At 61.3% G+C, this 23,143-nt stretch carries 25 protein-coding genes; 14 read left to right on the top strand and 11 right to left on the bottom strand.

Going from position 1 to position 23,143, the window contains the following annotated elements; translation table 11 throughout:
• From AC1RDJ_RS13255 to AC1RDJ_RS13240, 4 genes are all read left to right on the top strand, one after another.
• Window positions 1-288: hypothetical protein (locus tag AC1RDJ_RS13255; protein ID WP_493027660.1), on the top strand; the 288-nt coding region annotated here is incomplete at its 5' end.
• Between the two features lie 116 nt (window positions 289-404).
• Entirely contained in the window at window positions 405-1,694 is a 1,290-nt protein-coding gene (locus AC1RDJ_RS13250) for a sensor histidine kinase (RefSeq protein WP_071324778.1), read from the top strand.
• Window positions 1,695-1,758: 64 nt separating this feature from the next.
• Window positions 1,759-2,517 (top strand): LytR/AlgR family response regulator transcription factor, encoded by a 759-nt coding sequence (locus AC1RDJ_RS13245; protein ID WP_071324779.1) that lies wholly within the window; start codon window positions 1,759-1,761, stop codon window positions 2,515-2,517.
• A 153-nt stretch (window positions 2,518-2,670) separates the two neighbouring features.
• Window positions 2,671-3,852 (top strand): PAS domain-containing sensor histidine kinase, encoded by a 1,182-nt coding sequence (locus tag AC1RDJ_RS13240; protein ID WP_071324780.1) that lies wholly within the window; start codon window positions 2,671-2,673, stop codon window positions 3,850-3,852.
• Window positions 3,853-3,896: 44 nt separating this feature from the next.
• Here AC1RDJ_RS13240 and AC1RDJ_RS13235 read toward each other — a convergent pair whose 3' ends face one another.
• From AC1RDJ_RS13235 to AC1RDJ_RS13225, 3 genes are all read right to left on the bottom strand, one after another.
• Complete coding sequence (locus AC1RDJ_RS13235; protein WP_071324781.1) at window positions 3,897-4,895, bottom strand: porin; 999 nt, start codon at window positions 4,893-4,895, stop codon at window positions 3,897-3,899.
• Between the two features lie 181 nt (window positions 4,896-5,076).
• Window positions 5,077-5,727 carry a class I SAM-dependent methyltransferase gene (locus tag AC1RDJ_RS13230; protein ID WP_071324782.1) on the bottom strand — a complete coding sequence of 217 codons (651 nt, stop codon included), beginning with the start codon at window positions 5,725-5,727 and terminating at the stop codon, window positions 5,077-5,079.
• 60 nt (window positions 5,728-5,787) lie between these two features.
• Window positions 5,788-6,729 carry a CysB family HTH-type transcriptional regulator gene (locus tag AC1RDJ_RS13225; protein WP_034751505.1) on the bottom strand — a complete coding sequence of 314 codons (942 nt, stop codon included), beginning with the start codon at window positions 6,727-6,729 and terminating at the stop codon, window positions 5,788-5,790.
• Window positions 6,730-6,888: 159 nt separating this feature from the next.
• On the opposite strand from AC1RDJ_RS13225, the gene AC1RDJ_RS13220 reads away from it, so the two are divergent.
• From AC1RDJ_RS13220 to AC1RDJ_RS13185, 8 genes are all read left to right on the top strand, one after another.
• On the top strand, window positions 6,889-7,662 hold the full coding sequence (locus tag AC1RDJ_RS13220) for a sulfite exporter TauE/SafE family protein (protein WP_071324783.1): 774 nt from the start codon (window positions 6,889-6,891) through the stop codon (window positions 7,660-7,662).
• Between the two features lie 70 nt (window positions 7,663-7,732).
• Window positions 7,733-9,421, top strand: coding sequence for a nitrite/sulfite reductase (locus AC1RDJ_RS13215; RefSeq protein WP_071324784.1), 1,689 nt, complete (start codon window positions 7,733-7,735; stop codon window positions 9,419-9,421).
• Complete coding sequence (locus AC1RDJ_RS13210) at window positions 9,414-9,974, top strand: DUF934 domain-containing protein (protein WP_493027658.1); 561 nt, start codon at window positions 9,414-9,416, stop codon at window positions 9,972-9,974. Before AC1RDJ_RS13215 ends, AC1RDJ_RS13210 begins: the two co-directional genes overlap by 8 nt.
• Before the next feature lie 22 nt (window positions 9,975-9,996).
• The gene (locus tag AC1RDJ_RS13205; RefSeq protein WP_071324786.1) at window positions 9,997-10,713 is read left to right on the top strand and encodes a phosphoadenylyl-sulfate reductase; all 717 of its coding nucleotides are present in this window, start codon (window positions 9,997-9,999) and stop codon (window positions 10,711-10,713) included.
• Window positions 10,714-10,753: 40 nt separating this feature from the next.
• A complete protein-coding gene (gene cysD / locus AC1RDJ_RS13200) occupies window positions 10,754-11,665 on the top strand; it encodes a sulfate adenylyltransferase subunit CysD (RefSeq protein WP_071324787.1) in 912 nt (303 codons plus the stop codon).
• The gene (locus tag AC1RDJ_RS13195; RefSeq protein WP_493027657.1) at window positions 11,665-12,981 is read left to right on the top strand and encodes a sulfate adenylyltransferase subunit 1; all 1,317 of its coding nucleotides are present in this window, start codon (window positions 11,665-11,667) and stop codon (window positions 12,979-12,981) included. Before cysD ends, AC1RDJ_RS13195 begins: the two co-directional genes overlap by 1 nt.
• A gap of 28 nt (window positions 12,982-13,009) precedes the next feature.
• Complete coding sequence (gene cobA, locus AC1RDJ_RS13190) at window positions 13,010-13,774, top strand: uroporphyrinogen-III C-methyltransferase (protein ID WP_493027656.1); 765 nt, start codon at window positions 13,010-13,012, stop codon at window positions 13,772-13,774.
• Between the two features lie 252 nt (window positions 13,775-14,026).
• Window positions 14,027-14,677 carry a hypothetical protein gene (locus tag AC1RDJ_RS13185; RefSeq protein WP_071324790.1) on the top strand — a complete coding sequence of 217 codons (651 nt, stop codon included), beginning with the start codon at window positions 14,027-14,029 and terminating at the stop codon, window positions 14,675-14,677.
• Here AC1RDJ_RS13185 and AC1RDJ_RS13180 read toward each other — a convergent pair.
• The 4 genes from AC1RDJ_RS13180 to lptF are packed head-to-tail and all read right to left on the bottom strand — an operon-like array spanning window position 14,674 to window position 18,402.
• Window positions 14,674-15,669, bottom strand: coding sequence for a Stealth CR1 domain-containing protein (locus tag AC1RDJ_RS13180; protein ID WP_493027655.1), 996 nt, complete (start codon window positions 15,667-15,669; stop codon window positions 14,674-14,676). The genes AC1RDJ_RS13185 and AC1RDJ_RS13180 overlap by 4 nt on opposite strands.
• On the bottom strand, window positions 15,666-16,091 hold the full coding sequence (locus AC1RDJ_RS13175) for a sirohydrochlorin chelatase (protein ID WP_071324792.1): 426 nt from the start codon (window positions 16,089-16,091) through the stop codon (window positions 15,666-15,668). Before AC1RDJ_RS13175 ends, AC1RDJ_RS13180 begins: the two co-directional genes overlap by 4 nt.
• Window positions 16,091-17,260 carry an LPS export ABC transporter permease LptG gene (gene lptG, locus AC1RDJ_RS13170; RefSeq protein WP_071324793.1) on the bottom strand — a complete coding sequence of 390 codons (1,170 nt, stop codon included), beginning with the start codon at window positions 17,258-17,260 and terminating at the stop codon, window positions 16,091-16,093. The genes AC1RDJ_RS13175 and lptG overlap by 1 nt, the downstream gene beginning before the upstream one ends.
• Window positions 17,257-18,402 carry an LPS export ABC transporter permease LptF gene (gene lptF, locus AC1RDJ_RS13165; RefSeq protein ID WP_071324794.1) on the bottom strand — a complete coding sequence of 382 codons (1,146 nt, stop codon included), beginning with the start codon at window positions 18,400-18,402 and terminating at the stop codon, window positions 17,257-17,259. Before lptF ends, lptG begins: the two co-directional genes overlap by 4 nt.
• A gap of 67 nt (window positions 18,403-18,469) precedes the next feature.
• Here lptF and AC1RDJ_RS13160 point away from each other — a divergent pair, with 67 nt between their 5' ends.
• A complete protein-coding gene (locus AC1RDJ_RS13160; protein ID WP_071324795.1) occupies window positions 18,470-19,963 on the top strand; it encodes a leucyl aminopeptidase in 1,494 nt (497 codons plus the stop codon).
• 191 nt (window positions 19,964-20,154) lie between these two features.
• Here AC1RDJ_RS13160 and AC1RDJ_RS13155 read toward each other — a convergent pair whose 3' ends face one another.
• From AC1RDJ_RS13155 to AC1RDJ_RS13140, 4 genes are all read right to left on the bottom strand, one after another.
• Complete coding sequence (locus AC1RDJ_RS13155) at window positions 20,155-20,682, bottom strand: hypothetical protein (protein ID WP_493027654.1); 528 nt, start codon at window positions 20,680-20,682, stop codon at window positions 20,155-20,157.
• 10 nt (window positions 20,683-20,692) lie between these two features.
• The gene (locus AC1RDJ_RS13150) at window positions 20,693-21,163 is read right to left on the bottom strand and encodes a CreA family protein (protein WP_083411959.1); all 471 of its coding nucleotides are present in this window, start codon (window positions 21,161-21,163) and stop codon (window positions 20,693-20,695) included.
• 63 nt (window positions 21,164-21,226) lie between these two features.
• Complete coding sequence (locus tag AC1RDJ_RS13145; protein WP_065306721.1) at window positions 21,227-21,415, bottom strand: DUF1653 domain-containing protein; 189 nt, start codon at window positions 21,413-21,415, stop codon at window positions 21,227-21,229.
• Window positions 21,416-21,425: 10 nt separating this feature from the next.
• Entirely contained in the window at window positions 21,426-21,797 is a 372-nt protein-coding gene (locus AC1RDJ_RS13140) for a phiTE_015 family protein (RefSeq protein WP_071324797.1), read from the bottom strand.
• Between the two features lie 581 nt (window positions 21,798-22,378).
• On the opposite strand from AC1RDJ_RS13140, the gene xth reads away from it, so the two are divergent.
• Window positions 22,379-23,143 (top strand): exodeoxyribonuclease III, encoded by a 765-nt coding sequence (xth, locus tag AC1RDJ_RS13135; RefSeq protein ID WP_071324798.1) that lies wholly within the window; start codon window positions 22,379-22,381, stop codon window positions 23,141-23,143.

Below are 23,143 nucleotides of genomic sequence, written 5' to 3'. Positions count from 1 at the left end.
ACTGTATTCGGTTACTGCTTTCGCGCTATCGACAAAGCGTTGTGTTTGTCAGCTGCGAAGAAGGAAGAGTATGAAGCGTTTGCAGCATTTCGTCAACCTTCTTTTTTCTCCACTTCACTCGGCATTTGCATGCGTCGTTCAGCGAGGGGGCGAATTACAGCCAAGCCCCGCCTGCCCTGCAAGGGCTATTTTCTCACTATCGACAATCTCGCCTTCGCTCTGGGCGAGCGCCGTCCAGCCAGCCCGGTTTTCACTTCAAGTGCGTTTTTTCGCAGCCTGTCGCAATGAACTGGCGCGACGCCCCGACTTTAGGCACAGTGGCAACATCAGACTCTGACGCGGCTCAACAACAGGTTAAACTTGTTCGCTGCGTCGATTAACTCTTGTACTTTGAAAGCGTCCACATGCTCCCGATTTCCAACCTGCCTCAATTGTTGAAAACCATTCTCGCCTGGTTGCAACGAGGATTCGACGCGACCACGACGTGGGTCACGCAACTGTCTTGGTGGAAATTCTTTCTGTTTGCGGCGCTGGCCCTGATCGCCGGCTCGATTTTGCAAGATGAGCTGTTCTCTTCCAGCCCCAATGAAGAGGTCGTCATCAAGTCGCACAAGCGGGCGAACAAAGGTTCGGGTGAGACGAATATCCTGATCGACGATACCGGCATCCATTTCAATCCGCGCAATAGCAAGAACCGGCGCAGCACGGCGGACGCCGCCACCGATCCAGCCGATGCCGCCGAAGCGGACGAGCACGCAAACACCGTGCCGCCGGAGCCGCCTGAACCACCGGCCACTCCCGCCAAGCCCAGCTATCCAGTCACGACCAATGCTTCGGGGGAAGAAGTCCATATTGAATTGCCACCGCAAATTGGTGAAGAGCTGTCGAATGCCATCGAAGAAGCCGTCGATGATGCGGCAGAACAAAAGGTCTCGCGTTACCACCAGCAGGCGTCCACCTGGTTCAAGAGCTTTGTGTCCTTGCTGGTCCTGGCCCTGTTCGCCATGAAAGCCCTGGTGGGCGGCAAGAAACGCGCTGAAGCGGAGACGGTCACGGCCAATGAGGCGGCCGAGCGCGAATCGATGCAGCGCCAGCTCAGCGAAGCGAAGATGCAGATGATGCAGGCGCAAGTCGAGCCGCATTTCCTGTTCAACACCCTGGCCTCCGTCGAGCACCTGATCCAGACCGACCCGCCGCGCGCCGCCAAGATGCAGCGCAGCCTGATCCAGTACCTGCGCGCCGTCCTGCCGCAAATGCGCGACAACGCCCTGATTACCAACCTGGGCCGCGAAGCGGACATGGTGCAAGCCTACCTGAACCTGCTCAAGATGCGCATGGAAGAGCGTTTGACCGTCGATTTCCAGATTCCCGACGGCCTGCGCAGCGCCGCCTTCCCGCCGATGATGCTGCAATCGATGGTCGAGAACGCCATCAAGCACGGCCTGGAAGTCAAGCCGGAAGGCGGCACCCTGCGCATCGTGGCCGAAGTGGCGCACAGCAAGCTGCGCGTGACGGTCACCGATGACGGCCTCGGCTTTGGCGTGGTGCCCAGCGATGGCACGGGCCTGGGCTTGCCCACCATACGCGAACGCTTGAAACTGCTGCATGGCGACCAGGGCAGCCTGACCATTACGCCAAATCAACCGTCCGGCGTGTGCGCCGTGATCGAAGTGCCGTATCAACTGTCCAAATAAGGTAGTTGATAAAAACGCTAAATCATTGAATAATCAATCTTCGCCAGTTCACACTTGAATCCTTATGCCTACCGCTATTATTGCCGACGACGAAAGACTGATGCGCGACCAACTGCGCTTGCGCCTGGGCCAGGCCTGGCCCGAACTGGAAATCATCGGCGAAGCCAAGAATGGCGACGAGGCGATCGAACTGGTCGAACAGCTCAAGCCGGACTTTGCCTTCCTCGATATCCGCATGCCAGGCAAGACCGGCATGGAGGCGGCACAGGTAATCGGCGGCAAGAGCCACATCGTCTTCGTAACGGCCTACGATACGCACGCTGTCGAGGCCTTCGAGCGGGGTGCCGTCGATTACGTGCTGAAACCACCCGAACATGAGCGCCTGCTGGTGACGGTGGAGCGCCTAAAAACCCACTTGAACAAGCCGGCGCTGGACGTCAACAGCAGCGTCACGGCCATGCTGTCGCAACTGGCGGAAAAAATTACCGCCAAGCCCACGTACCTGCAATGGATACAGGCCAGCATCGGCCAGGACTTGCGCATGATTCCCGTGGAAGAAATCCTGTTCTTCCGTTCCGACGAGAAATACACGTGCGTGCAAACGGCCAAGTACGAGGCGCTGATCCGCAAGCCCGTGCGCGATCTGGCCGAAGAGCTCGACCCTTCGCTGTTCTGGCAAATCCACCGCGCCACGCTGGTCAATGTGAATGCCATCGAAGGCGTGACGCGCGATATTCGCGGCCGCCACCTGGTGCTGATCAAAGGCAAGTCCGACAAGCTCGAAGTAAGCCGCAGCTTTTTGCACCTGTTCAAGCAAATGTAATGCCCTATCGCCGCCCGGCCTGCCCGGCGCGGCGTATTGATTTCTTCCTTCCCCCTTCCTGCGCCACATCAAGCCACGCCACGCCAGCAGGCATAGGCTACATAAAGTCCTGTCCGCCATCCCTGTCTTGCCTGCCTTCGCAAGGAGATACCCATGCCCGACCGAGGCAACTCCGGACTGCTGCGCATCCTGCCCCTGGGCATGGCGACGGCGCTCCTGCTATGTCTGCTGCCTGCCGTGAAGGCGAGCAGGCAGCGCCAGGCGCGTGGCCAGGCCATCATCGACAGCGCCAGCGATGCCATCATCAGCATCGATAGCCGGCAAATCATCCTGCGTGCAAACGCGGCCGCGGCCCGTTTGTTCGGCCACACGCCGGCCGGCATGCGCGGCATGCGCCTGGGCCATTACATCCTGCGCGACTTGCGCAGCCTGTGCAATGAAGATGGCGAGCCACCGTTTGAGGACATCGGCCAGGAATTGCGCCTGACGGGCCGGCGCGCCACCGACTACACACTGACGGGCCGGCGCACCGATGGCGCCATGTTCCCGCTCGAAGGCTCGCTCTCCAGCATGCAGGAAGATGGCCATAGCGTCTTTACCATCATCGTGCGCGACATCAGCGCACGCAAAATCGTGCATGAACAACTGGCCCGCTCCTTTTCGCAACTGCGTGAGTTGTCGAGCGCACTGCAAACCATCCGCGAGGAAGAGCGCAAGCATATTGCGCGCGAACTGCATGACGACCTGGGCCAGTTGCTGGCCACCTTGCGCGTCGACCTGACCCTCGTGCGCCAGCATGGGGACACGACCGTGCCATTGCAGGTGCTGCTGCATGGCATGGATGGCTTGCTGGTCACGGCCATCACCTCGCTGCGGCGCATCGCCAGCAATCTGCGTCCGCGCGCGCTCGATGAAGGGGGACTGTATTTCGCGCTGCAAAAACTGCGCCACGACTTCCTGCAGCGCCGCGCCATTCATTTCGAACTGCTGGCCGACGAGGCCGACCTCGTGCTCGACGACGCGCGCAGCACGGCCATCTACCGCATCGTGCAGGAAGCGCTGACCAACATCGCGCGCCATGCCGAAGCGAGCCATATCACCATCGCCCTGCACCGCATCGATTCCTCGCTGGCCATCACCATTCAAGATGACGGCCGCGGCATTGCCGAGCACGACCTGGAAAAGGCCACGGCCCTGGGCCTGCTGGGCATGCGCGAACGGGTATGGGGCTTGAATGGCAGCATCCATATCGGCGCCGACAGCGAACTGGGCGGTACACGCATCGAAATCTCGCTGCCCATGCATGCAGGCGCGGCGGAACCCGCACTGCAATAAAAAAGGCGCCCGCAGGCGCCTTGCATGACGGAAAACAGTCTGTATCAGAACTTGTGGGTCATGCCCAGCTGGTACATCGATTTTTCGCTGAACTGATCGCGGCCACCGTAGACGTACACGGCAGTGCGCTTCGACAGCGGGTAGTCGTAGCCCAGACCGAAGGCCTTGGCCGTTTCCTTGCCATTTGCCGTGTTGCTGTCTTGCTTCTGTTTCACGTAGCTGACCTTGATGGCACCGCCACCGATGTCGTAAGCCAAGCCCAGCAGGTAGCTCTTGAATTCGCCCGTGGCAGCCACGTCGGTGTCAGCCTTCGAGTAGTCAAAGGTCACTTTGGCCGGGCCAAACTTGTAGCCGCCGCCGACGATCCACAGTTTTGGCTCAGCAGCTGCGTTGGCAACGGACTGCACCTTCTTCTGGTAGCCGGCATGGGCGCTGGCTGGACCCTGGTCATACGTGGCAACCACGCTGAAACCCGAATCGGCATCCTTGATTTCGCTGGCGACGTATTGGCCGCTGACGATGAAGCCGCTGAACGATGGGCTGTTGTAGGTCACGGCATTGCTGACGCGCGACACGCCGACCACCGATGCGCTCGGCACGGCTTGAGCGCCGTTTGGCGACTGGCCGCCGCGCATGACTGGTTCGTTGATCTTGCCGATGACGCCATAGGTATTGAATGGGTCAACGCGGGCCAGGGTGCCGTCGATCAAGTCCTTGGTGCGGCCCAGGTAGACGGTACCGAAGTCGCCGGTCAGGCCGACCCATGCCTGGCGATCGAACAGGGTGTTGGCGGTGGCTTGTGCACCCGTATCGGCCTTGAATTCGCTTTCCAGGTTGAAAATGGCTTTCAAGCCATTGCCCAGATCTTCCGTACCTTTGAAGCCCACGCGCGAAGCCTGGTTCTCACGTTCCAGCAGCGCACCGCCGGTGGTCTTGGCAATACCGAGGTCGACCACGCCATACACGGTGACGTTCGATTGTGCTTGCGCCGTAGCTGCTGCGAAGGTGCCGATGATCAATGCTGCCAGAGTAATTTTTTTCACTTGGGATTCTCTACATTAGGTTGGACAAGATGTGCTGCTTAGCTGCTGAACCGAATCATGCCCATCAAATACTTCAACAATATGACATCGACAAGATGTTGTTTTTTGGCACATTATCTTGTCAGATAAAAACGACAGGCGAAAAAAAACCGCCCGCAGGCGGTTGGTCGTGCGGCACGCCTTATTTCAGGCGGCAGCTCAGCAGCCAATAGTATTCCAGGCGCTTCATGCGGATTTCGCGGGCCGAATGGGCAAACTTCTTGCGCAGGTGGCTATCCGATGGAAAATTCTTCAGCACTTCATAGCGCTCGCCCGCGTCCGTCGTGCGGAACTGGTGGGTATTGCCTTCCAGGTCGGTACGCGCGATCACGGTGCTGCTGCCATCGACATAGGAATTGTCGATCAGCACCAGCAGGATATCCTTGCCCAGCTTGCTGCGCAGTTGCTTCAGGTATTTATCCTGGTCTTCGCGCTTGACGTGCGACCACCAGAAACCGGCGAACACGGCGGTGAATTTGCCCGACAGGTCGTCAGGCAAGTTGAACGCGTCGAGCTTGGCGAACGTGACGTTGTCCGGCAAGCCGCGGGCCTGCGCCAGCGCCAGCATTTCATCGTTGATATCGGTAGCCAGCACGGACTCGGCCGACTCGGCGACCACTTCCGTCCAGTAACCGGTGCCGCAGGCCAGTTCCAGCACGGTGTGGCCTTCCAGCACGTCGGCGACCTTGTCGCGCAACACTTCCAGGTCTTCCTGGCGTTCGGGCTTGTCATAGACGCGCTCGTACTGCTGCGCGATAGTGGCGTAATATTTGGCAAGCTGATCGGTAATCATGTGTTTCTTCTCTTCTAAATAATCCGGGCCAGGCACATCGCCCGCCCGTGTCCTGCATGGTTATAGTTCGTAGTGCTCTTTATCACCGCTCATCGCCTGCTCTATGAGCTTGCGGTTCAGGGTCGGCGTCAGCAACTCGATAAAGGTATAAATATAGCTGCGCAAATATGCGCCCTGCTTGACGGCCACGCGCGACACATTCATGCCGAACAGGTGCCCGACAGGGATGGCGCGCAAGCCTTTGTCGCGCTCGGCATCGAAGGCCATACCCGCTATGATACCAATCCCCATGCCCAATTCGACATAAGTCTTGATCACGTCGGCGTCTATGGCTTCGAGCAAGATGTCCGGCTTCAAGCCGCGCAGCACGAAAGCGTGGTCGATTTTATTGCGTCCGGCAAACGCGCTGTCATAGGTAATCAAGGGAAAAGCGGCGATTTCCTCGAGGGTCACGGACTTCGATTTCAGCAGCGGATGGTCGACCGGCACCACCACCACGTGCTCCCATTGATAGCATGGCAAGGTGATCAGGCCATCGATGGCGGCGATCGATTCGGTGGCGATGGCGAGGTCGGCCTGGTCGCGCTGCACCATCTCGGCGATCTGGCGCGGATTACCTTGCAGCAACGACAATCTTACCTTAGGGAATTTCAGCATGAATGCCTGCACCACCTTGGGCAGGGTGTAACGCGCCTGCGTATGCGTGGTGGCGATGGTGAAGCTGCCGCTGTCCTGCGCCGCGAATTCCTTGCCGATGCGTTTCATGCTGTCGATTTCCTGCATGATCAGCTCGACCGACTCCAGCACCAGGCGGCCCGGTTCCGTCAAGCCGCGGATGCGCTTGCCATGGCGCGTAAAAATATCCACGCCCAGTTCTTCTTCCAGCTCGATGATGGCTTTCGACACGCCCGGTTGCGACGTGAACAAGGCTTTGGCGGCGTCCGTCAAGTTGTAGTTCTGCCGGACCGCTTCGCGCACGAAGCGCAGTTGATGGAGGTTCATTGCTGGTTTGCCCTAGATTGCCGTGATATGCCGGTTTCCGCCCCACCCATGATTTTGCGCTCATGCATATACGCATATCGCATATAAGCAAATGCGTACTAAGTAGTTTGGAATAAACACTAAGTTTATTACTATTGCGGGTACTTTGGGGGTACACGTATGACTTTGTCTTATATAGTCTCAGGATTTGCCGTTGGATTGCTCGTAGGAATGACCGGCGTGGGCGGCGGTTCATTGATGACCCCCCTGTTAACCCTGCTGTTTGGCGTGCCGCCGTCCGTGGCCGTCGGCACCGACCTGGCCTTCGCCTCGATCACCAAGAGCGCCGGCACGCTGACGCACCGTCTGCGCGGCACCATCCGCTGGGATATCGTCAAGCGCCTGTGCATCGGCGCCCTGCCCGCCGCCGTCGTCTCGACCCTGGCGCTGAAGTCGTTCGGCACCCTGTCGCCGGAAATCGGCCAGATCATCCGTTACTCCATCGCCGGCTCCGTGCTGCTGACCGTGGTGGCGCTCATCTTCAAGAGCCGCATGCTGGCCTGGATCAATGCCCATCCGGAGAAACAATTACAAGGCAACAAGCTTGCCGCCGCGACCATTTTTTCCGGCGCCGTGCTGGGCGTGCTGGTGACGGTGTCGTCGATCGGCGCCGGCGCCATCGGCGCCACCCTGCTGGTGATGCTGTATCCACGCATGAGCTCGGCCGAAGTGGCGGGCACCGACATCGCCTACGCCGTGCCGCTGACGGCCATCGCCGCGCTCGGCCACTGGTGGCTCGGCTCCATCCACTGGGAATTGCTGGCCTCGCTGCTGGTCGGCTCCCTGCCCGGCATCACGCTCGGCTCCTGGGTGGCCCGCTCGGTGCCGGAAAAGTTTTTACGCGTCCTGCTGGCGATGACCTTGACCGGTGTGGCAGTAAAGCTAATCTATTAAGTGACAAACACAGTATCAAGAACATAATCCCAGGCAATCTTCCAGCACCCCGGCTTTTTTAGGAATTGATATGTACCATTACGATCAGTACGACCACCTCATCATCAAAGAACGCATCGCCCAGTACCGAGACCAGGTTGCGCGCCGTATCGCCAATGAACTGACGGAAGAGGAATTCATTCCGCTGCGCCTGCAAAACGGCCTGTACATGCAACGCCACGCCTACATGCTGCGCATCGCCGTGCCGTACGGCTTGCTGTCGTCGAAGCAGATGCGCATGTTCGCGCACATCGCGCGCAAGTACGACCGCGGCTATGGCCACTTCACCACGCGCCAGAACATCCAGTTCAACTGGATCGAGCTGGAGCAGACACCCGATATCCTGACGGACCTGGCATCCGTGGAAATGCACGCGATCCAGACCTCGGGCAACTGTATCCGAAATACAACATCGGATCCCTACGCCGGCGTTGCCGCCGATGAAATCATCGACCCGCGCCCGTACGCGGAAGTGCTGCGCCAGTGGAGCACCTTCCACCCGGAATTCATCGCCCTGCCGCGTAAATTCAAGGTCGCCATCAATGGCGCCGTGGAAGATCGCGCCGCCATCGCCGTGCACGACATCGGCTTGACGGCCGTGCGCAACGCCGCCGGCGAAGTGGGCTTCAAGGTGATGGCCGGCGGCGGCATGGGCCGCACGCCCATCCTCGGCAGCGTGGTGCGCGAATTCCTGCCATGGCAGCACTTGCTCACATATATACAAGCAATCATGCGCGTGTACAACTTGCACGGCCGCCGCGACAACAAATACAAGGCGCGCATCAAGATTTTGCTGAAAGCCATCGGCGTGGAAGAATTCACGCGCCAGGTGGAAGCAGAGTGGGTCGACTTGAAAGATGGTCCGGAAACCCTGACGACCGAGGAAATGCAGCGCGTGGCGGACTTTTTCAATCCGCCCGCCTACCTGGCCCTGCCGGAACTCGACTACAAGCTTGAACACGCGGACAACAAGGCCTATGTGAACTGGCTGGCGCGCAACGTCAAGCCGCACCAGCGCCCCGGCTATGTGGCCGTGGTGCTGTCGCTGAAGAAGACGGGCGTGCCGCCGGGCGACGCGACGGCCGAGCAGATCGACTTCGTGGCGGATCTCTCCGACCGCTACAGCTTTGGCGAACTGCGCGTCACGCATGAACAAAACCTGGTGCTGGCCGACGTGGAGCAGTCGAAACTGTTCAAGCTGTGGCAGGAAGCCAAGGCGCACGGCCTGGCCACGCCGAACATCGGCTTGCTGACCGACATGATCTGCTGCCCGGGCGGCGATTTCTGCTCGCTGGCCAACGCCAAGTCCTTGCCGATCGCGGCCGCCATCGCGGAACGCTTCGACAGCATCGACTTCCAGCACGACATCGGCGAGATCGAGCTGAACATTTCCGGCTGCATCAATGCCTGCGGTCACCATCACGTGGGCAGCATCGGCATCCTCGGCGTCGACAAGGATGGCAGCGAATGGTATCAAGTGTCGATCGGCGGCGCCCAGGGCAACCATGCCGCCATCGGCAAGATCATCGGCCCCTCGTTCTCTTCCCTGCAGATGCCTGAAGTCATCGGCCGCCTGCTGCACGTCTACGTGCGCGACCGCCACGAAGGCGAGCGTTTCGTCGATACGGCCCAGCGCCTGGGCCTGGCGCCGTTCAAGGAACACGTATATGCAACGCCGATCACCGTCGGCAACCTGGTGGGAGAAGACGAATATGTTTGAAGTACGCGAAGAAATCATCAAGAACGCCGCCGTGGTGCCAAATAGCTGGGGCCTGCTGCGCCTCGATGAAGGCGAAACGCCGGAAATGGTGACCGTTCCTGCGGGCAAGGTCATCGTGCCGCTGCCCGTGTGGCAAGCCCAGCGCGAAACCCTGCTGGCTCGCCTGCCCGACATCGGCGTCTGGCTGGCCAGCGACGAACGGCCGGAAGAGCTGGCGGCCGACGTGGCGCAACTGCCCGTCATCGGCGTGGACTTTCCGAAGTTCACGGATGGCCGCGGCTATTCCATCGCCTTCAACCTGCGCGCCCGCCTCGGTTTCCAGGGCGAATTGCGCGCCATCGGCGACGTCTTGCGCGACCAGCTGTTTTCCATGCACCGCGTCGGCTTCGACGCGTATGCGACGCGCCCCGACCGCAGCATCCATGAGGCGCTGAAAGGCCTGTCCGTGTTCTCGGAAACCTACCAGGCGTCGTGGGACCAGAAGTCGCCGCTGTTCCGCCGCCACCACCGCGAAGGCCAGAATCCCGACCTCGACAACGCGGCCGGCATCTGAGGCAAAGGCAGAAGGTAAACCCATGAGCGATCTGACTTCTTTAATTGACGCCACCGAGCAAACGCTGACACGCATCGCCGCGGACTTTTCGCCGGCCGTGTTCGCTTCTAGCCTGGCAGCCGAAGACATGGTGCTGACCGACATGATTCTCAAGGCAAAGCTGCCCATCGGCATCTTTTCCCTGGAAACAGGCCGGCTGCACCAGGAAACCCTGGCCGTGCTCGACAAGGTCAAGGCCCATTACGGCCACGACATCGCCCTGTACCGGCCGCAAGCGGAAGCGGTGGCCGCCTACGTCGAGCAGAACGGTCTCAACGCCTTTTATAACAGCGTCGAGATGCGCCGCGAATGCTGCCGCATCCGCAAGGTCGAGCCGCTGGGCCGCGCCCTGGCCGGCAACAAGGCCTGGGTCACGGGACAACGCCGCGCCCAATCCACGACGCGCGCCGAACTGCATGTGCAGGAAGACGACGCGGCGCACGCCATGACGAAATTCAATCCGCTGGCCGACTGGTCGGAAGAAGACGTGTGGGCCTACATCCGCGCCAACGACGTACCCTACAATGCGCTGCACGACCAGGGCTACCCGTCGATCGGCTGCGAACCATGCACGCGGGCCATCGAGCCGGGCGAAGATGTGCGCGCCGGACGCTGGTGGTGGGAAAACCCGGATTCCAAGGAATGCGGCCTGCACATGGTGGACGGCAAGTTGATACGCATCAAATCCGTGGCAGCCTGAACAGACATAACAGACGCAGCAGAACAAGAAAGCATCCAATATGAGCAATATTTTGAACCAGCGCCACCTCGACAGCCTTGAGTCGGAAGCCATCCACATCATGCGCGAAGTGGCGGCCGAGTCGGCCAATCCCGCCCTGCTGTTCTCCGGCGGCAAGGATTCCGTCGTCCTGCTGCGTTTGGCCGAGAAAGCCTTCCGCCCAGGCAAGTTCCCCTTTCCCCTCGTGCATATCGACACGGGCCACAATTTCCCGGAAGTCATCACCTTCCGCGACAAGAAGGTGGCGCAACTGGGCGAACGCCTGATCGTCGGCTCCGTCGAAGACTCGATCAAGCGCGGTACCGTGCGCCTGCGCAACCCGGCCACGGACTCGCGCAACGCGGCGCAAGCCGTGACCTTGCTGGAAACCATCGCCGAACATGGCTTTGACGCCTGCATCGGCGGCGCCCGCCGCGACGAGGAAAAGGCCCGCGCCAAGGAACGCATCTTTTCGTTCCGCGACGAATTCGGCGCCTGGGACCCGAAAGCCCAGCGCCCCGAGCTGTGGGACCTGTATAACACGCGCGTGCACCCGGGCGAGAACATGCGCGTCTTCCCCATCTCGAACTGGACCGAACTGGACGTATGGCAATACATCGCCCGCGAGCAGCTGGAATTGCCGCCGATCTACTTCGCGCACGAGCGCCAGGTGATCCCGCGCAATGGGCTCCTGGTGCCGCTGACGGACCTGACGCCGCCGCGCGAAGGCGAAACGGTGGAAACGCAAGTCGTGCGCTTCCGTACCGTGGGCGACATCTCGTGCACCTGCCCCGTCTCGTCTGACGCGGCCACGGTGGACGCCATCATCGCCGAGACGGCAATCACGCAAATCACGGAACGGGGCGCCACCCGCATGGATGACCAGACTTCCGAAGCCTCGATGGAAAAACGCAAGAAAGCAGGGTATTTCTAATGAACGCAGCAATCCAGAACACCACTCTCAGCAACAGCGTCGAACGCGGCATGTTGCGCTTCATCACGGCCGGTTCCGTCGATGACGGCAAGAGCACCCTGATCGGCCGCTTGCTGTTCGACAGCAAGGGCATCTTTGCCGACCAGCTCGACGCCATGTCGCGCTCCAAGCACAAGCGCACGGTGGGCGACACGGTCGACCTGTCGCTGCTGACGGACGGCCTGGAAGCGGAGCGCGAGCAAGGCATCACCATCGACGTGGCCTACCGTTACTTCGCCACGCCGAAGCGCAAGTTCATCATCGCCGATACGCCCGGCCACGAGCAATACACGCGCAACATGGTCACGGGGGCATCCACCGCCGACGCCGTCATCATCCTGATCGACGTGTCGAAAGTCAAACTGGGCGACGATGGCAGCGTGGAACTGTTGATCCAGACCAAGCGCCACTCCACCATCGCCCATTTGCTGCAGATCGAGCACGTGGTCGTCGCCGTCAACAAGATGGACCTCGTCGACTACGACGAAACGGTGTACAACCGCATCGTGGCCGCCTACCGCGAATTCGCCCAGTCGCTGGGCTTGAAGGACATCACGCCGATCCCGCTGTCAGCCTTGACCGGCGACAACGTCGTCGAGCGGGGCGAGAAGCTGGGCTGGTACACGGGGCCGACGCTGATCGAGCTGCTCGAATCGCTGTCCGTCTACGATGAATCGCACGGCGCGCCATTCCGCTTCCCCGTGCAACTGGTGGCGCGCCACAATGGCCATGAGGCGAACGACTTCCGCGGCTACATGGGCCGCATCGAGGCGGGCAAGGTCAGCATCGGCGACACGCTGGTGGTGCAGCCGTCGGGCCAGACGGCCACCGTCAAGGATATCGTCACGCTGGACGGCTCGCTGCCGACGGCCGTGGTGGGCCAGTCCGTGACCCTGCTGCTCAATGAGTACCTCGATATCTCGCGCGGCGACCTGCTGGCCAGCGTCGATCGCCCTGCCACCCTGCTGAAACAGGTGGTGGCCGACGTGTGCTGGCTGTCGGAAGACGCGCTGGACCTGCGCCGCAAGTACTGGATCAAGCATGGCACGAAACAGACGGCGGCAAAAGTGACGGCCATCGATACCTTGCTCGATATCAATACCCAACAGCGCCATCCGGCCGACGGCTTGAAATTGAACGATATCGCCCGCATCAGCCTGACCGTGCAGCAGCCGCTGGCGGCCGACTCTTACGCCGACATCCGCGCCACGGGCGCGTTCATCCTGATCGATGAAGTCACCCACCAAACCGTCGCCGCCGGCATGGTCCGGCTGTAAGCGCGCATCGACCAGGAAAGGCAGCCATATGCACAGCTCCCCATCTCTCCCCGGCAAGGTTTACCTGGTGGGCGCCGGCCCCGGCGCGCAAGACCTGATGACCTTGCGCGGCGCGCGCCTGCTGGCGCAAGCGGACGTCGTGCTGCACGACGCGCTCGTCACCGACGAGATGCTGGAGCTGTGCCCGCAGGCGCAAAAGATTCTGGTCGGCAAGCGTTGCGGCCAGTTGTCGACGGCGCAAGCTTTTATTAACAAGCAACTGGTCGACCACGCGCGCAAGCACGCCATCGTGGTGCGCCTGAAGGGCGGCGACCCCATGCTGTTTGGCCGCGCCGACGAGGAATTGCGCGCGCTGGAAGAAGCCGGCATCGCGGTGGAAGTGGTGCCCGGCATTACCACGGCGCTGGCGGCGGCGGCAGCCACGCAACAGCCGCTGACCAAGCGCGGCGTGGCCCGCAGCGTGGCCTTCTTTACCTCGAGCACGGCACCGGGCGAGCCGGACCAGACGGCCATTCCCGACTGCGACACCCTGGTGCAATACATGGGCGGACGCGAAGCCATCGTCACGGCCCGGCGCCTGCTGGCGCAGGGCCGCCCTGCCGCAACTCCCGTGGTGGTGATCGAAAACTGCAGCCGTCCAGGGCAGCGCATCGTGCGCCTGCCCCTGAGCGCACTGGCGCATGGCCTCGGCGATGCGCACGGTCCCGTGCTGGTGATGCTGGGCGAGGCCATGGCCGCGCGCACGCACCAATCCATCGAAGAAGCAGCCGCCATTCTGGCGCGCCAGGCTTGAATTAAAAACAGCGTATTTTACCGACTTTAGAGTCAGTAACTGACGTCTCCAGGTAAAACATGATAGGATGCTGACGCATCTTTTCTCGAGAAGTTATTGCGTAACAGCAATGAAACTTACGCTTCGCCTCGCCATAGCGCTTGCTGTGCGGCATCCCGGCTGACGGGAACCGCGCGGCAGTCTCCCCGAAAAAAGCTGCGCCCGCGGGCTGCAATACCGCCGCCGCGCAACTTTAGCCGTCACGATCAACACATGAATTTCTCTACCGTGCGCGAATCCCTGTATTCGCTCAGCCGCAGCAATGCCGGCGTCGCCAGCGCCGTGCTCTTGAGCATGCTTGCCTCCATCGCCCTGTGGACGGTGTTTCCGAATATCGACGATGAAAACCATTTGCTGGAATGGCTGCAGGCGCTGTTCCTGGCCCTGGCCTGCACGGTGCACGGCGTGCGCGCCTGGCAGGAGTCCGACCGCCAATCGCTGCGCTTCCTGATGCACGCGGGCCTGTGCGCCCTGCTGTTCGGCTTCCTGCTGCGCGAACTCGATATTGACCAGTTCGGCACGGCGCCGGCCTGGGCCCAGCTTGAGAAAGCCCTGCGCGTGGTGGAATTGCTGATACTGATACGCTTGCTGATCTTCTTCGCGCCGCGCGCGCGCAAGGTGTTCGCCCATGCGGGACTGATTTTCAGCATGCGCATCACCATCCTGACCTTGATTGGCGGCTTGCTGATGGTGGCCGGCTGGCCCTTCGACAAGAAGGTCTTCCACGGCATGCCCGACGCGTATGCGCTGCTGGGCGAGGAAGTGCTGGAGCTGGGCGCCTACCTGCTGCTGTTCCTCGCCTCGCTGTGCGACAGCTCGGCGGCCGCGCGCGTCAGCCTGGCGCCAAGGAAAAAACAGGCTTAAGCGTGTTCGAATGACGACGGCAGCGGCAGCAGCCGCTGCAAGGTAGCCGCCACGCGCAGCAGGCGCGGATCATCATCCTCCACCTCGTCGCAGGTATCGTTGATGCAGAAGAAAGGCAGGCTGCCAAAACGCGCCAGCAGCTGCTCCAGCTGCAGCGGCGCATCCGCATCGCCACTGGCGATATGCAGCGGATCAAAAATGCGCGCATGCGCATACCCCATATGCACCATCCAGCGCGGCACCAGGTCCGGCAGCAATGCCGGCACCTGCCATGAGCGGAACACCGTCGCGCGCACGCTGGCAAACATGGCCGGCGCCAGCGCCTCGAGTTCGTGCAGCGCGCTTTTCAGCATGGGGCGCGGCGCATGCGCATACAGGCGCGCCTCGTGCCGGTAATCGGGATACCGCGCCGACAGCCATTGCCGGGCCAGGGTGGCGCAATTGACGGGCGCCGCCGCATCGGCGCGCAAGCCGTCCGGCTCCTCCTGCAGCGCGCTTTCCGTGAAGACGCTCAGATGGCTGCGCTGCCCTTTGCCGAACCAGAATCCCGGCTCGAATGGCGCCCCCAAAAACACATCGTCATTCAGGTACAGGAAGCGTTCGGACAAGCCCGGAATATGGTGCAGGTACGATTCGATATGGCCCGAGTCGAACACGGGCAAGGCCGCTTCGGGCATCAGGCTGCGGTGATCGAGCACCGTCAGGCGCTTTGAAGAACGCAGCCAGGCCGGCACCTGGCGGTCCGTCAGCAAGTAGATATGGCCATGGCCGGGAAAGAAGCGCTCGAGTGCGCGCAGGTTGTAGCGCAGTTCGCCGTTATCGCGATAGCGGCCCGCCACGTTGCCGTGCAGGGCCAGCTGGCCGGGATGCGCCTGCTCCCATGCCGCATACGCCTGCTGCTGGCGCGCGCGCCATGCCGGGTCCGCGCCATCGACCCACAGATAGACGATATCGATGTTCACGGGGGAAGGCGCGCAGCCGGCGCGGCTCAAGAGGACTGCGTAGCGCCCGGCGCGGCCACGCAATAGTCGGCGATGGCAGCCAGCACGCCGGCATTCTCGCCCACCGCCTCGACCACGTTCAGGCGCAGTTGCGGATGCCGCTGGCGCAGCTCTTCCGCCAATAGCGGCAAGTCGCGCAGCACATGCCCGCCCTGTCCCAGGAACACCGGCACCACGGTGACGTCCAGCGTGGCGCCAGCGGGCAGTTCGGCCAGCAGCGCCTGCACCAGTTCGGGCAGGCGCGGCGTCATCAGTTCAAGGAAAGCCAGGTGCACGGACGTTGCGGGCATGCGCGCCTGGGTCAGCTCGCGCAGGCGTTCGAATGGCGCGGCCCAGGATGCGGCGCGCGCGCCATGGGCAAACAGGATCAGCGCCTGCTGCGCGCCGGCCGCGGGCGTGCCGGTGGCATGCATCAGTGCCGCTCCACCCACCACAGGGCGCCCAGCGCCAGCAGCAGATACAGGGCGCTCGGCGCCACCGCCGTCAGGAAGGCCGGCCAGGTGCTCAGCAAGCCAAGGTGCGAAAACAGTGTGTTGACCAGCATGAAGCTCACGCCGATCATGATACCGATGAAAATCTTCAGGCTGATGCCGCCGCTGCGCGTATGCATGTAGGCAAACGGCAGCGCCAGCGCCATCAGCACGAAAATGGCCAGCGGATCGATCAACTTTTTCCAGAAGGCGATGCGGAAGCGCTCCGTTTCCTGCTTGTTTTCGGCCAGGTGGCGCGTATATACGGCCAGTTCGCTGGCCGACATGCGCTCGGGATCGGAGGCCGACACCGTCAGGATCTTCGGCGTCACTTCCGAGACCATGTCCTTGGTCGCGCTTTTCACGGTGTGCACCAGGCTCGTTTCCTGGCCATAGTAGTTTTCCAGCTTCGGCTCGTAACCGGGTGCGGCGGTGGCGCTGTTCGAGAACGAGGTTTCCGTCACATCCGTCAAGCGCCAGATATTCTTGCCCTGATAGGTAGCGCCGTTGGCCACGGTCAAGGTACGCAAGCGCATATCGGTGTCAAATTCATACAGCTTGACGTTTTTCAGCTGCCCGTCCGGCTGCGCTTCGCCGACATTGAAGAAACGCGAACCGGTGACGGCGCCCGTCAGGCCATCGCTCTTGACCATGTCCTTGGTCCACAGGCCCGAGCGGAATTCGCTCGACACGGCTGCGCCGCGCGAGGTCAGCTTCAGGCGCTCGGCCAGCGGCTCCGTGCGTGGCGTAATCAATTCGCCGAAGATGAAGGTGATGACGACGAAGACGATACCGATGCGGAACAGGAAGCCGGCCGCCATCGCCGTCGACATGCTCGACGCGCGCATGATGGTAAATTCCGAGCTGGCGGCAAACTGCGCCATCGTATAGATGGTGCCGATCAGCGCCGCGATCGGCATCACTTCGTACACATGGCCAGGCACCAGCACCAGCACATACAGGAAGGCGTACTGGATGGTGTAACCATTGCGCCCCACCTTGGGCAGCTCGCCCGTCAGGTCGATGAAGGCTTGCAGTGCCAGGAAGGCCAGCAGCACGAACAGCACCGCCTGGAATATCGAGACCGCAAAATAGCGCTGTAAAATCTTCATTTCGATACCGCTTTACTTGTGTTGCCGGCGCGGCGCGCGCGCTTGAAGGATGCCAGCAGAACCAGCGGATGGTAGCGGTGGTTGACATTCAGGCGCCAGGCGAACAGCGCCACCACGGCCAGTGCCGCCAGCAGGTGCAGCGGCCACCAGGCCACGCCAAACGTCAGCCTGCCCTGTTTCACGCTCGCCTCGACAACCTTGATCAGATTGCTATACGAGAAGAAGATCAGCAAGGCCACGATCAGGTTGGCCGAACTGCCGGCGCGCGGATTGACAAAGCCCAGCGGAATGGCCAGCAGGATCAGCATCAGGCCAATCAACGGTGCGCTGATGCGCCACAGCAGTTCTGCCATCGTGTACTGGTTGTTCGCGGCGATCAGCGCCATGGTGCTCATGGCGCGCACGCCGAGATCCGCCCCCAGCTCCTGCGGCTTGCTCTCGATGCGCATGATGTACTGCTCGAATTCCATGGTCTGGAAGTCGGCCTGCGTCGGCACGCCCTGGTAGCGGCGGCCGCTCTTCAACACCAGGAAACGTTCGCCACGGGCGTCGGTATTGATCACGCCTTCCTTGGCGACGACGACGACGGCGCTGCCTTTTTCATCGACGGTGTTGACGAAGACGTTCTGCACCACGTTTTTCTCGCCGCTGGCGCCTTCGACGAAGAAGATGCGGTTGCTGCCAGCCGATTCGCGGAACTGGCCAGGCGTGACCTTCTGCAGGTCTTCGCGTTTTTCGAAGCGCGCCACGTATTCGTCGCTTTTCTGCTGCGCCCAAGGCGTGGCGTACAGGCTCAGGATGCCGGTGGCCAGCACCAGCGGCAGGCCAAAGCTGAGCACGGGCCAGATCCAGCGCGACAGGCTCAGGCCGGAGGCGAACCACACCACCATCTCCGATTCCTTGTAACTGCGCGTGACGACCATCAGCACCGCGATGAAACCGGTGAGGATGAGGATGGTGGGCAGCTGCATCAGGGCGGAAAAGACCATCAGGGACATGACGTCGGAGGACGCGATCTTGCCGCCCGCCGCCTTGCCGAGAATACCGATCAGCATCCAGGTGAGCAGGATGCTGAACAAAACAGTGAAGGTGGCCCCGGCGGCACTAGCCAATTCACGTCGAAGGGCGCGTTGAAAGATCATTCGGAGTTTATAATTCGGGTCAGTTAGTTGAGTAACACGTTACTAGTAAATGAAAACGGAGAACCAAATGGACTTTAGCATAAAAGCATTCGATACCAAGAGCACCCTCGGCACGGCCAAAAGCGGATGCATCGCGGTTGCGGTATTCGAAAACAAAAAACTGTCGCCAGCGGCAAAATCGCTGGACAGCAAGGGTGCGATTTCGGCTGCGCTGAAGTCCGGCGACATCAGCGGCAAGCCTGGCAGCACTTTGCTGCTGCGCGCAATCGATGGCGTCGTCGCAGAACGCGTTCTGCTGGTCGGCATGGGCAGCGATGAAACGGTCAGCGAAAAAAACTTCGCTACCGGCGTACAAGCTGCACTGAAGGCCTTCGGCTCCCTCGGCGCCGCGGACGCCATTATCGCACTACCGCTGACGGATGTGAAAGAGCGCGACGTTAATTGGGCAATCCGTTGCGTTGTACAAGCCGCACATGACAGCGAATACCGCTGCGACTCGCAAAAGAGCAAGAAAGATCCAGCGCCAGCGGGTGTGCGCAAGATCGTCCTGTCGGCACCTGCCACCGCGGCCACGCGCGGCGCGCTGGCACAAGCCATCGCCATTGCCAACGGTTCCGACCTGACGCGCAAGCTGGGCGACCTGCCGGCGAACATCGCCAATCCAACCTACCTGGCCAACACGGCCAAACAGCTGGGCAAGGATTACAAGTTTGAAGTCGAAGTACTGGACCGCAAACAGCTGGAAGCGCTGAAAATGGGCAGCTTCCTGTCCGTCACCAACGGCAGCGAGCAGCCGCCGAAGTTCATCGTCCTGAAACACATGGGCGGCAAGGCCAAGGATGCGCCAGTCGTCCTGGTCGGCAAAGGCATCACCTTCGACACGGGCGGCATCTCGATCAAGGCCGGTCCTGGCATGGACGAGATGAAATACGACATGTGCGGCGCCGCCTCGGTGCTGGGCACCTTCCGCGCCATCGGTGAAATGAACCTGAAGCTGAACGTCATCGGCGTCATCGCCGCCTGCGAAAACATGCCATCGGGCCGCGCCACCAAGCCGGGCGACATCGTCACCTCCATGAATGGCCTGACCATCGAAGTGCTGAACACCGACGCCGAAGGCCGCCTGGTGCTGTGCGACGCACTGACCTACGCCGAACGCTTCAAGCCGGCAGCCGTCGTCGATATCGCCACCCTGACGGGCGCCTGCGTCATCGCGCTGGGCCACCACAACAGCGGCCTGTTTACGCGCAGCGATGCGGCGCATGACCAGCTGGCCAATGAGCTGCTGGCAGCCGGCAAGCAAGCCAGCGACACGGCCTGGCGCATGCCGATCGAAGAGGCATACAACGAGCAGCTGAAGTCGAACTTCGCCGACCTGGCCAACATCGGCACGCCAGGCGGCGGTTCGGTGACGGCAGCGGCCTTCCTGGAAAACTTCACCAAGAAGTACACCTGGGCGCATCTGGACATCGCCGGCACGGCATGGAAATCGGGCGGCGCAAAAGGCGCCACCGGTCGTCCGGTGCCCCTGCTGACGACGTTCCTGATCAACCGCGTATAAGGGAACGCCAGACCAACCCTGCTGCGCGGGGCCATGGGCGGCCGGCGATGCTCGCTGTACAAAAGTACAGCTGCGCTTCCCGGCCACCGCCAGCTCCCGCCCGCGACGGTTTCGTCCGGCGTCCTGATGCCGTAAAAAAAACCGCCAGGTCACCGTGACCATGGCGGTTTTTTTGCATGATGAAGCGCTATTTAATAGACGACAGGGTCGGGAATCGGCGACGGCGCCACCGTCGGCTGCACGACCGGCTGCGGCGTGGCCTCGCCCGGCATGGCGGGCGGTTTCGCGGCGACCGCTGCGGGCGGCGGCGCCATGCGCGCCGGGTCCTGCATGACGATGGTCAGGACGGATGGGTAGTCGAAGCCGGCGCCCGTGTTGCGGTCGACGAAATAGCCGACGCCCAGGGTCAGGATGACATTGCCCCAGACGCTGCCATTGAGCTTGGGATCGATGCTGCCGTCCGTCGCGATGGCGGGCGAACCGTGCTTCTTGCAGTCGACCTTCAGCGGTTCGCGGCTCTTGCGGATGGTGATGCGCCCGGGCGTGGTGACGAACCACTTGCCGACGTCATTGCTGATGATACAGCCGGCGCCATGCAGCTCGCGGTTATCCTGGATGGTTTGCACCAGCACCATCTGCTCGGTGTTGCCGGTCAAGGTGGCGCAGCCGCCCAGGCCAAACAGCAGCAATGCGGACAGGGCACTGACGGGACGGCGCATCGCGGCCACCCTAGCGCACGGGAATCGGCTGGTCGCCAGGCACGGCGACGGCGGTGACGCTGTTTTTCGGGCTGCCTTCGATCAGGCGGTCCGAATACACGAGGTAGACCAGCGCATTGCGCTTGCTGTCGACCATGCGCACCACGCGCACGTGCTTGAAGAAGATCGAGGCACGCTCGGTGAACACTTCTTCCTGGCGCGGCAGCTTGCCCTTGAATTGCAGCGGCCCCACCTGGCGGCAGGCGACGGCCGCATCGGCCTTGTCTTCCGCCAGGCCGACGGCGCCCTTGATGCCGCCCGTCTTGGCGCGCGACAGATAGCAGCTGACGCCCGACACGCGGGGATCGTCATAGGCTTCGACGACGATCTTGTGGTCCGGGCCGATCAGCTTGAAGACCGTGTCGACGGAACCGATGGTTTCGGCATGCGCCGGGACGCACGCGGCGCCCAGCAGCAATGCGGCGGCCAGCAATTTATGCATGAAAGTGACACCTTGAAGTAAACCTGCGTGAAGTAACCCAGCGGGCACGCACGATGGCTGCCATCAGTTAATGGGGGCAAATCGCTGCACCATGACGCCCTCGACTTCGATCAGCTGAAAGAACACGTCTTTCGGCCGCGTCCAGATCGAGCCGTCAGCGGCGCGATAGACGATCATCGGCGTCAGATCCGATTCCAGCGTGGCTTCGCATACCAGTTCGTAAATGCCGCCCTTGTAGTGCCGATAACGCATCGCCGTCCCCTCAAGCCGTGGAATCTTCGCTCTTGTCGTCGGCCAGTGCCTTCTGTTTCATCTTCAGGCTCTGGATCACTTTCAAAATGCCTTCCATGCCGGCGGCGCCTTCGGCACCGCTGAAGGCGTCCAGCACCTCATTGAGCACCTTGTTGCGCACAGTTGCCTCGTCGGACGACATCTCCAGCGCACGCTGCGCCTTCGCTGCCTTTTCGGCCGCGCTGACCCGCGGCTTGGTTGCCGTCTTGCCATGCGTCAGAGCCGCCTGCCAGATGACCCAGCGGCGCTGGGTCTCGAAAATCAGGTACTCGTCCGGTTTGTCTTCTCTTCGCCGCACAATGTGGCCGTCACGCTGCGCCCACGCTTCAAATGCAGTTCGCATTTTCTTCCTTTGCAAATGCTACGCGCAAGTCTCACTATTAAAACTGCAACATTTCAAAATAGTACCATCTATTGATGTCGCAAAACAGTCTCATAGATATAGTACTGCAATTTATATAACAAGTCTGGCGGCGCCAAGGACGGACTCTACGTTCCGCCCCGGGCACAGTGGTCATGTAATTCGGAATAGCAATTACAACTAATTACAACTGCTTCCTGTCTGGTTGCCAACTTGGCCGTAACAAAGCTGTGTGACACAGTTGTTACATTGTGCCATTTTAGTAGTTTTTATCGCGTTTTAGCGAGAAACTTTACACCTTTGTCGCGTTAAAACGCGATACGCAGCGCAGCGCGCCAACCACTTATGCCAAATCAAACATAGGGGTTGATCAATCATACACAAAAACATAATATTCATGCGCCACGATTGGTTAAAAATAAATACTTTTTTTATATTCATTTTCCTTCCAAGCAAACAAAGCAGGCGCTCGGCAAGCCTTGCACGACGCCGGCGACACGCATGCGGTAAGATTCGCGCCTATCGACACCATATCGTCACCTATTCAAGCAAGGATTTTTCCCATGAAATTAGCCACCTGGAACGTCAACTCGCTCAAAGTGCGCCTGCCGCAAGTGCTGCAGTGGCTGGCAGACAACCCGGTCGACATACTGTGCCTGCAAGAAACCAAGCTGACGGACGACAAGTTCCCCGTCGCCGACATCGAGGCGGCCGGCTACCAGGTGGTCTTCAGCGGCCAGAAGACCTACAACGGCGTGGCCATCCTGTCGAAGCTGCCGATCACCGACGTGGTGAAGAACAATCCGCGCTATGAAGACGCGCAGCAGCGCATCCTGGCCGCCACCATCGGCGGCGTGCGCGTCGTCTGCGCCTACGTGCCGAACGGCCAGAGCGTCGACTCGGACAAATATGAATACAAGCTGGGCTGGCTGGCCGCCCTGCACGACTGGCTGGCCGAGGAGGCGCAGCAGCACCCGCAGCTGGCCGTCGTCGGCGACTACAATATCGCGCCCGACGACCGCGACGTGCACGACCCGGTCGCCTGGGAAGGCCAGGTGCTGGTCTCGGACAAGGAACGCGCCGCCCTGCAGCGCCTGTTCGACATCGGCCTGACGGACGCCTTCCGCCTGTTCGAGCAGGCGGAAAAATCGTTCAGCTGGTGGGATTACCGCCAGCTGGGCTTCCGCCTCAACAAAGGACTGCGCATCGACCACATCCTGCTGTCGCCCGCCCTGGCTGGCCGCTGCACGGCTTGCGTGATCGACCGCGTGCCGCGCAAGTGGGAACAGCCGTCCGACCACGCGCCCGTCGTCGCCACCATCGATTGA

Source organism: Janthinobacterium sp. GW822-FHT07H10 (assembly GCF_058798675.1).
The sequence above is the reverse complement of the archived record's forward strand: the minus strand, read 5'-3'. Positions and strand labels throughout refer to the sequence as shown.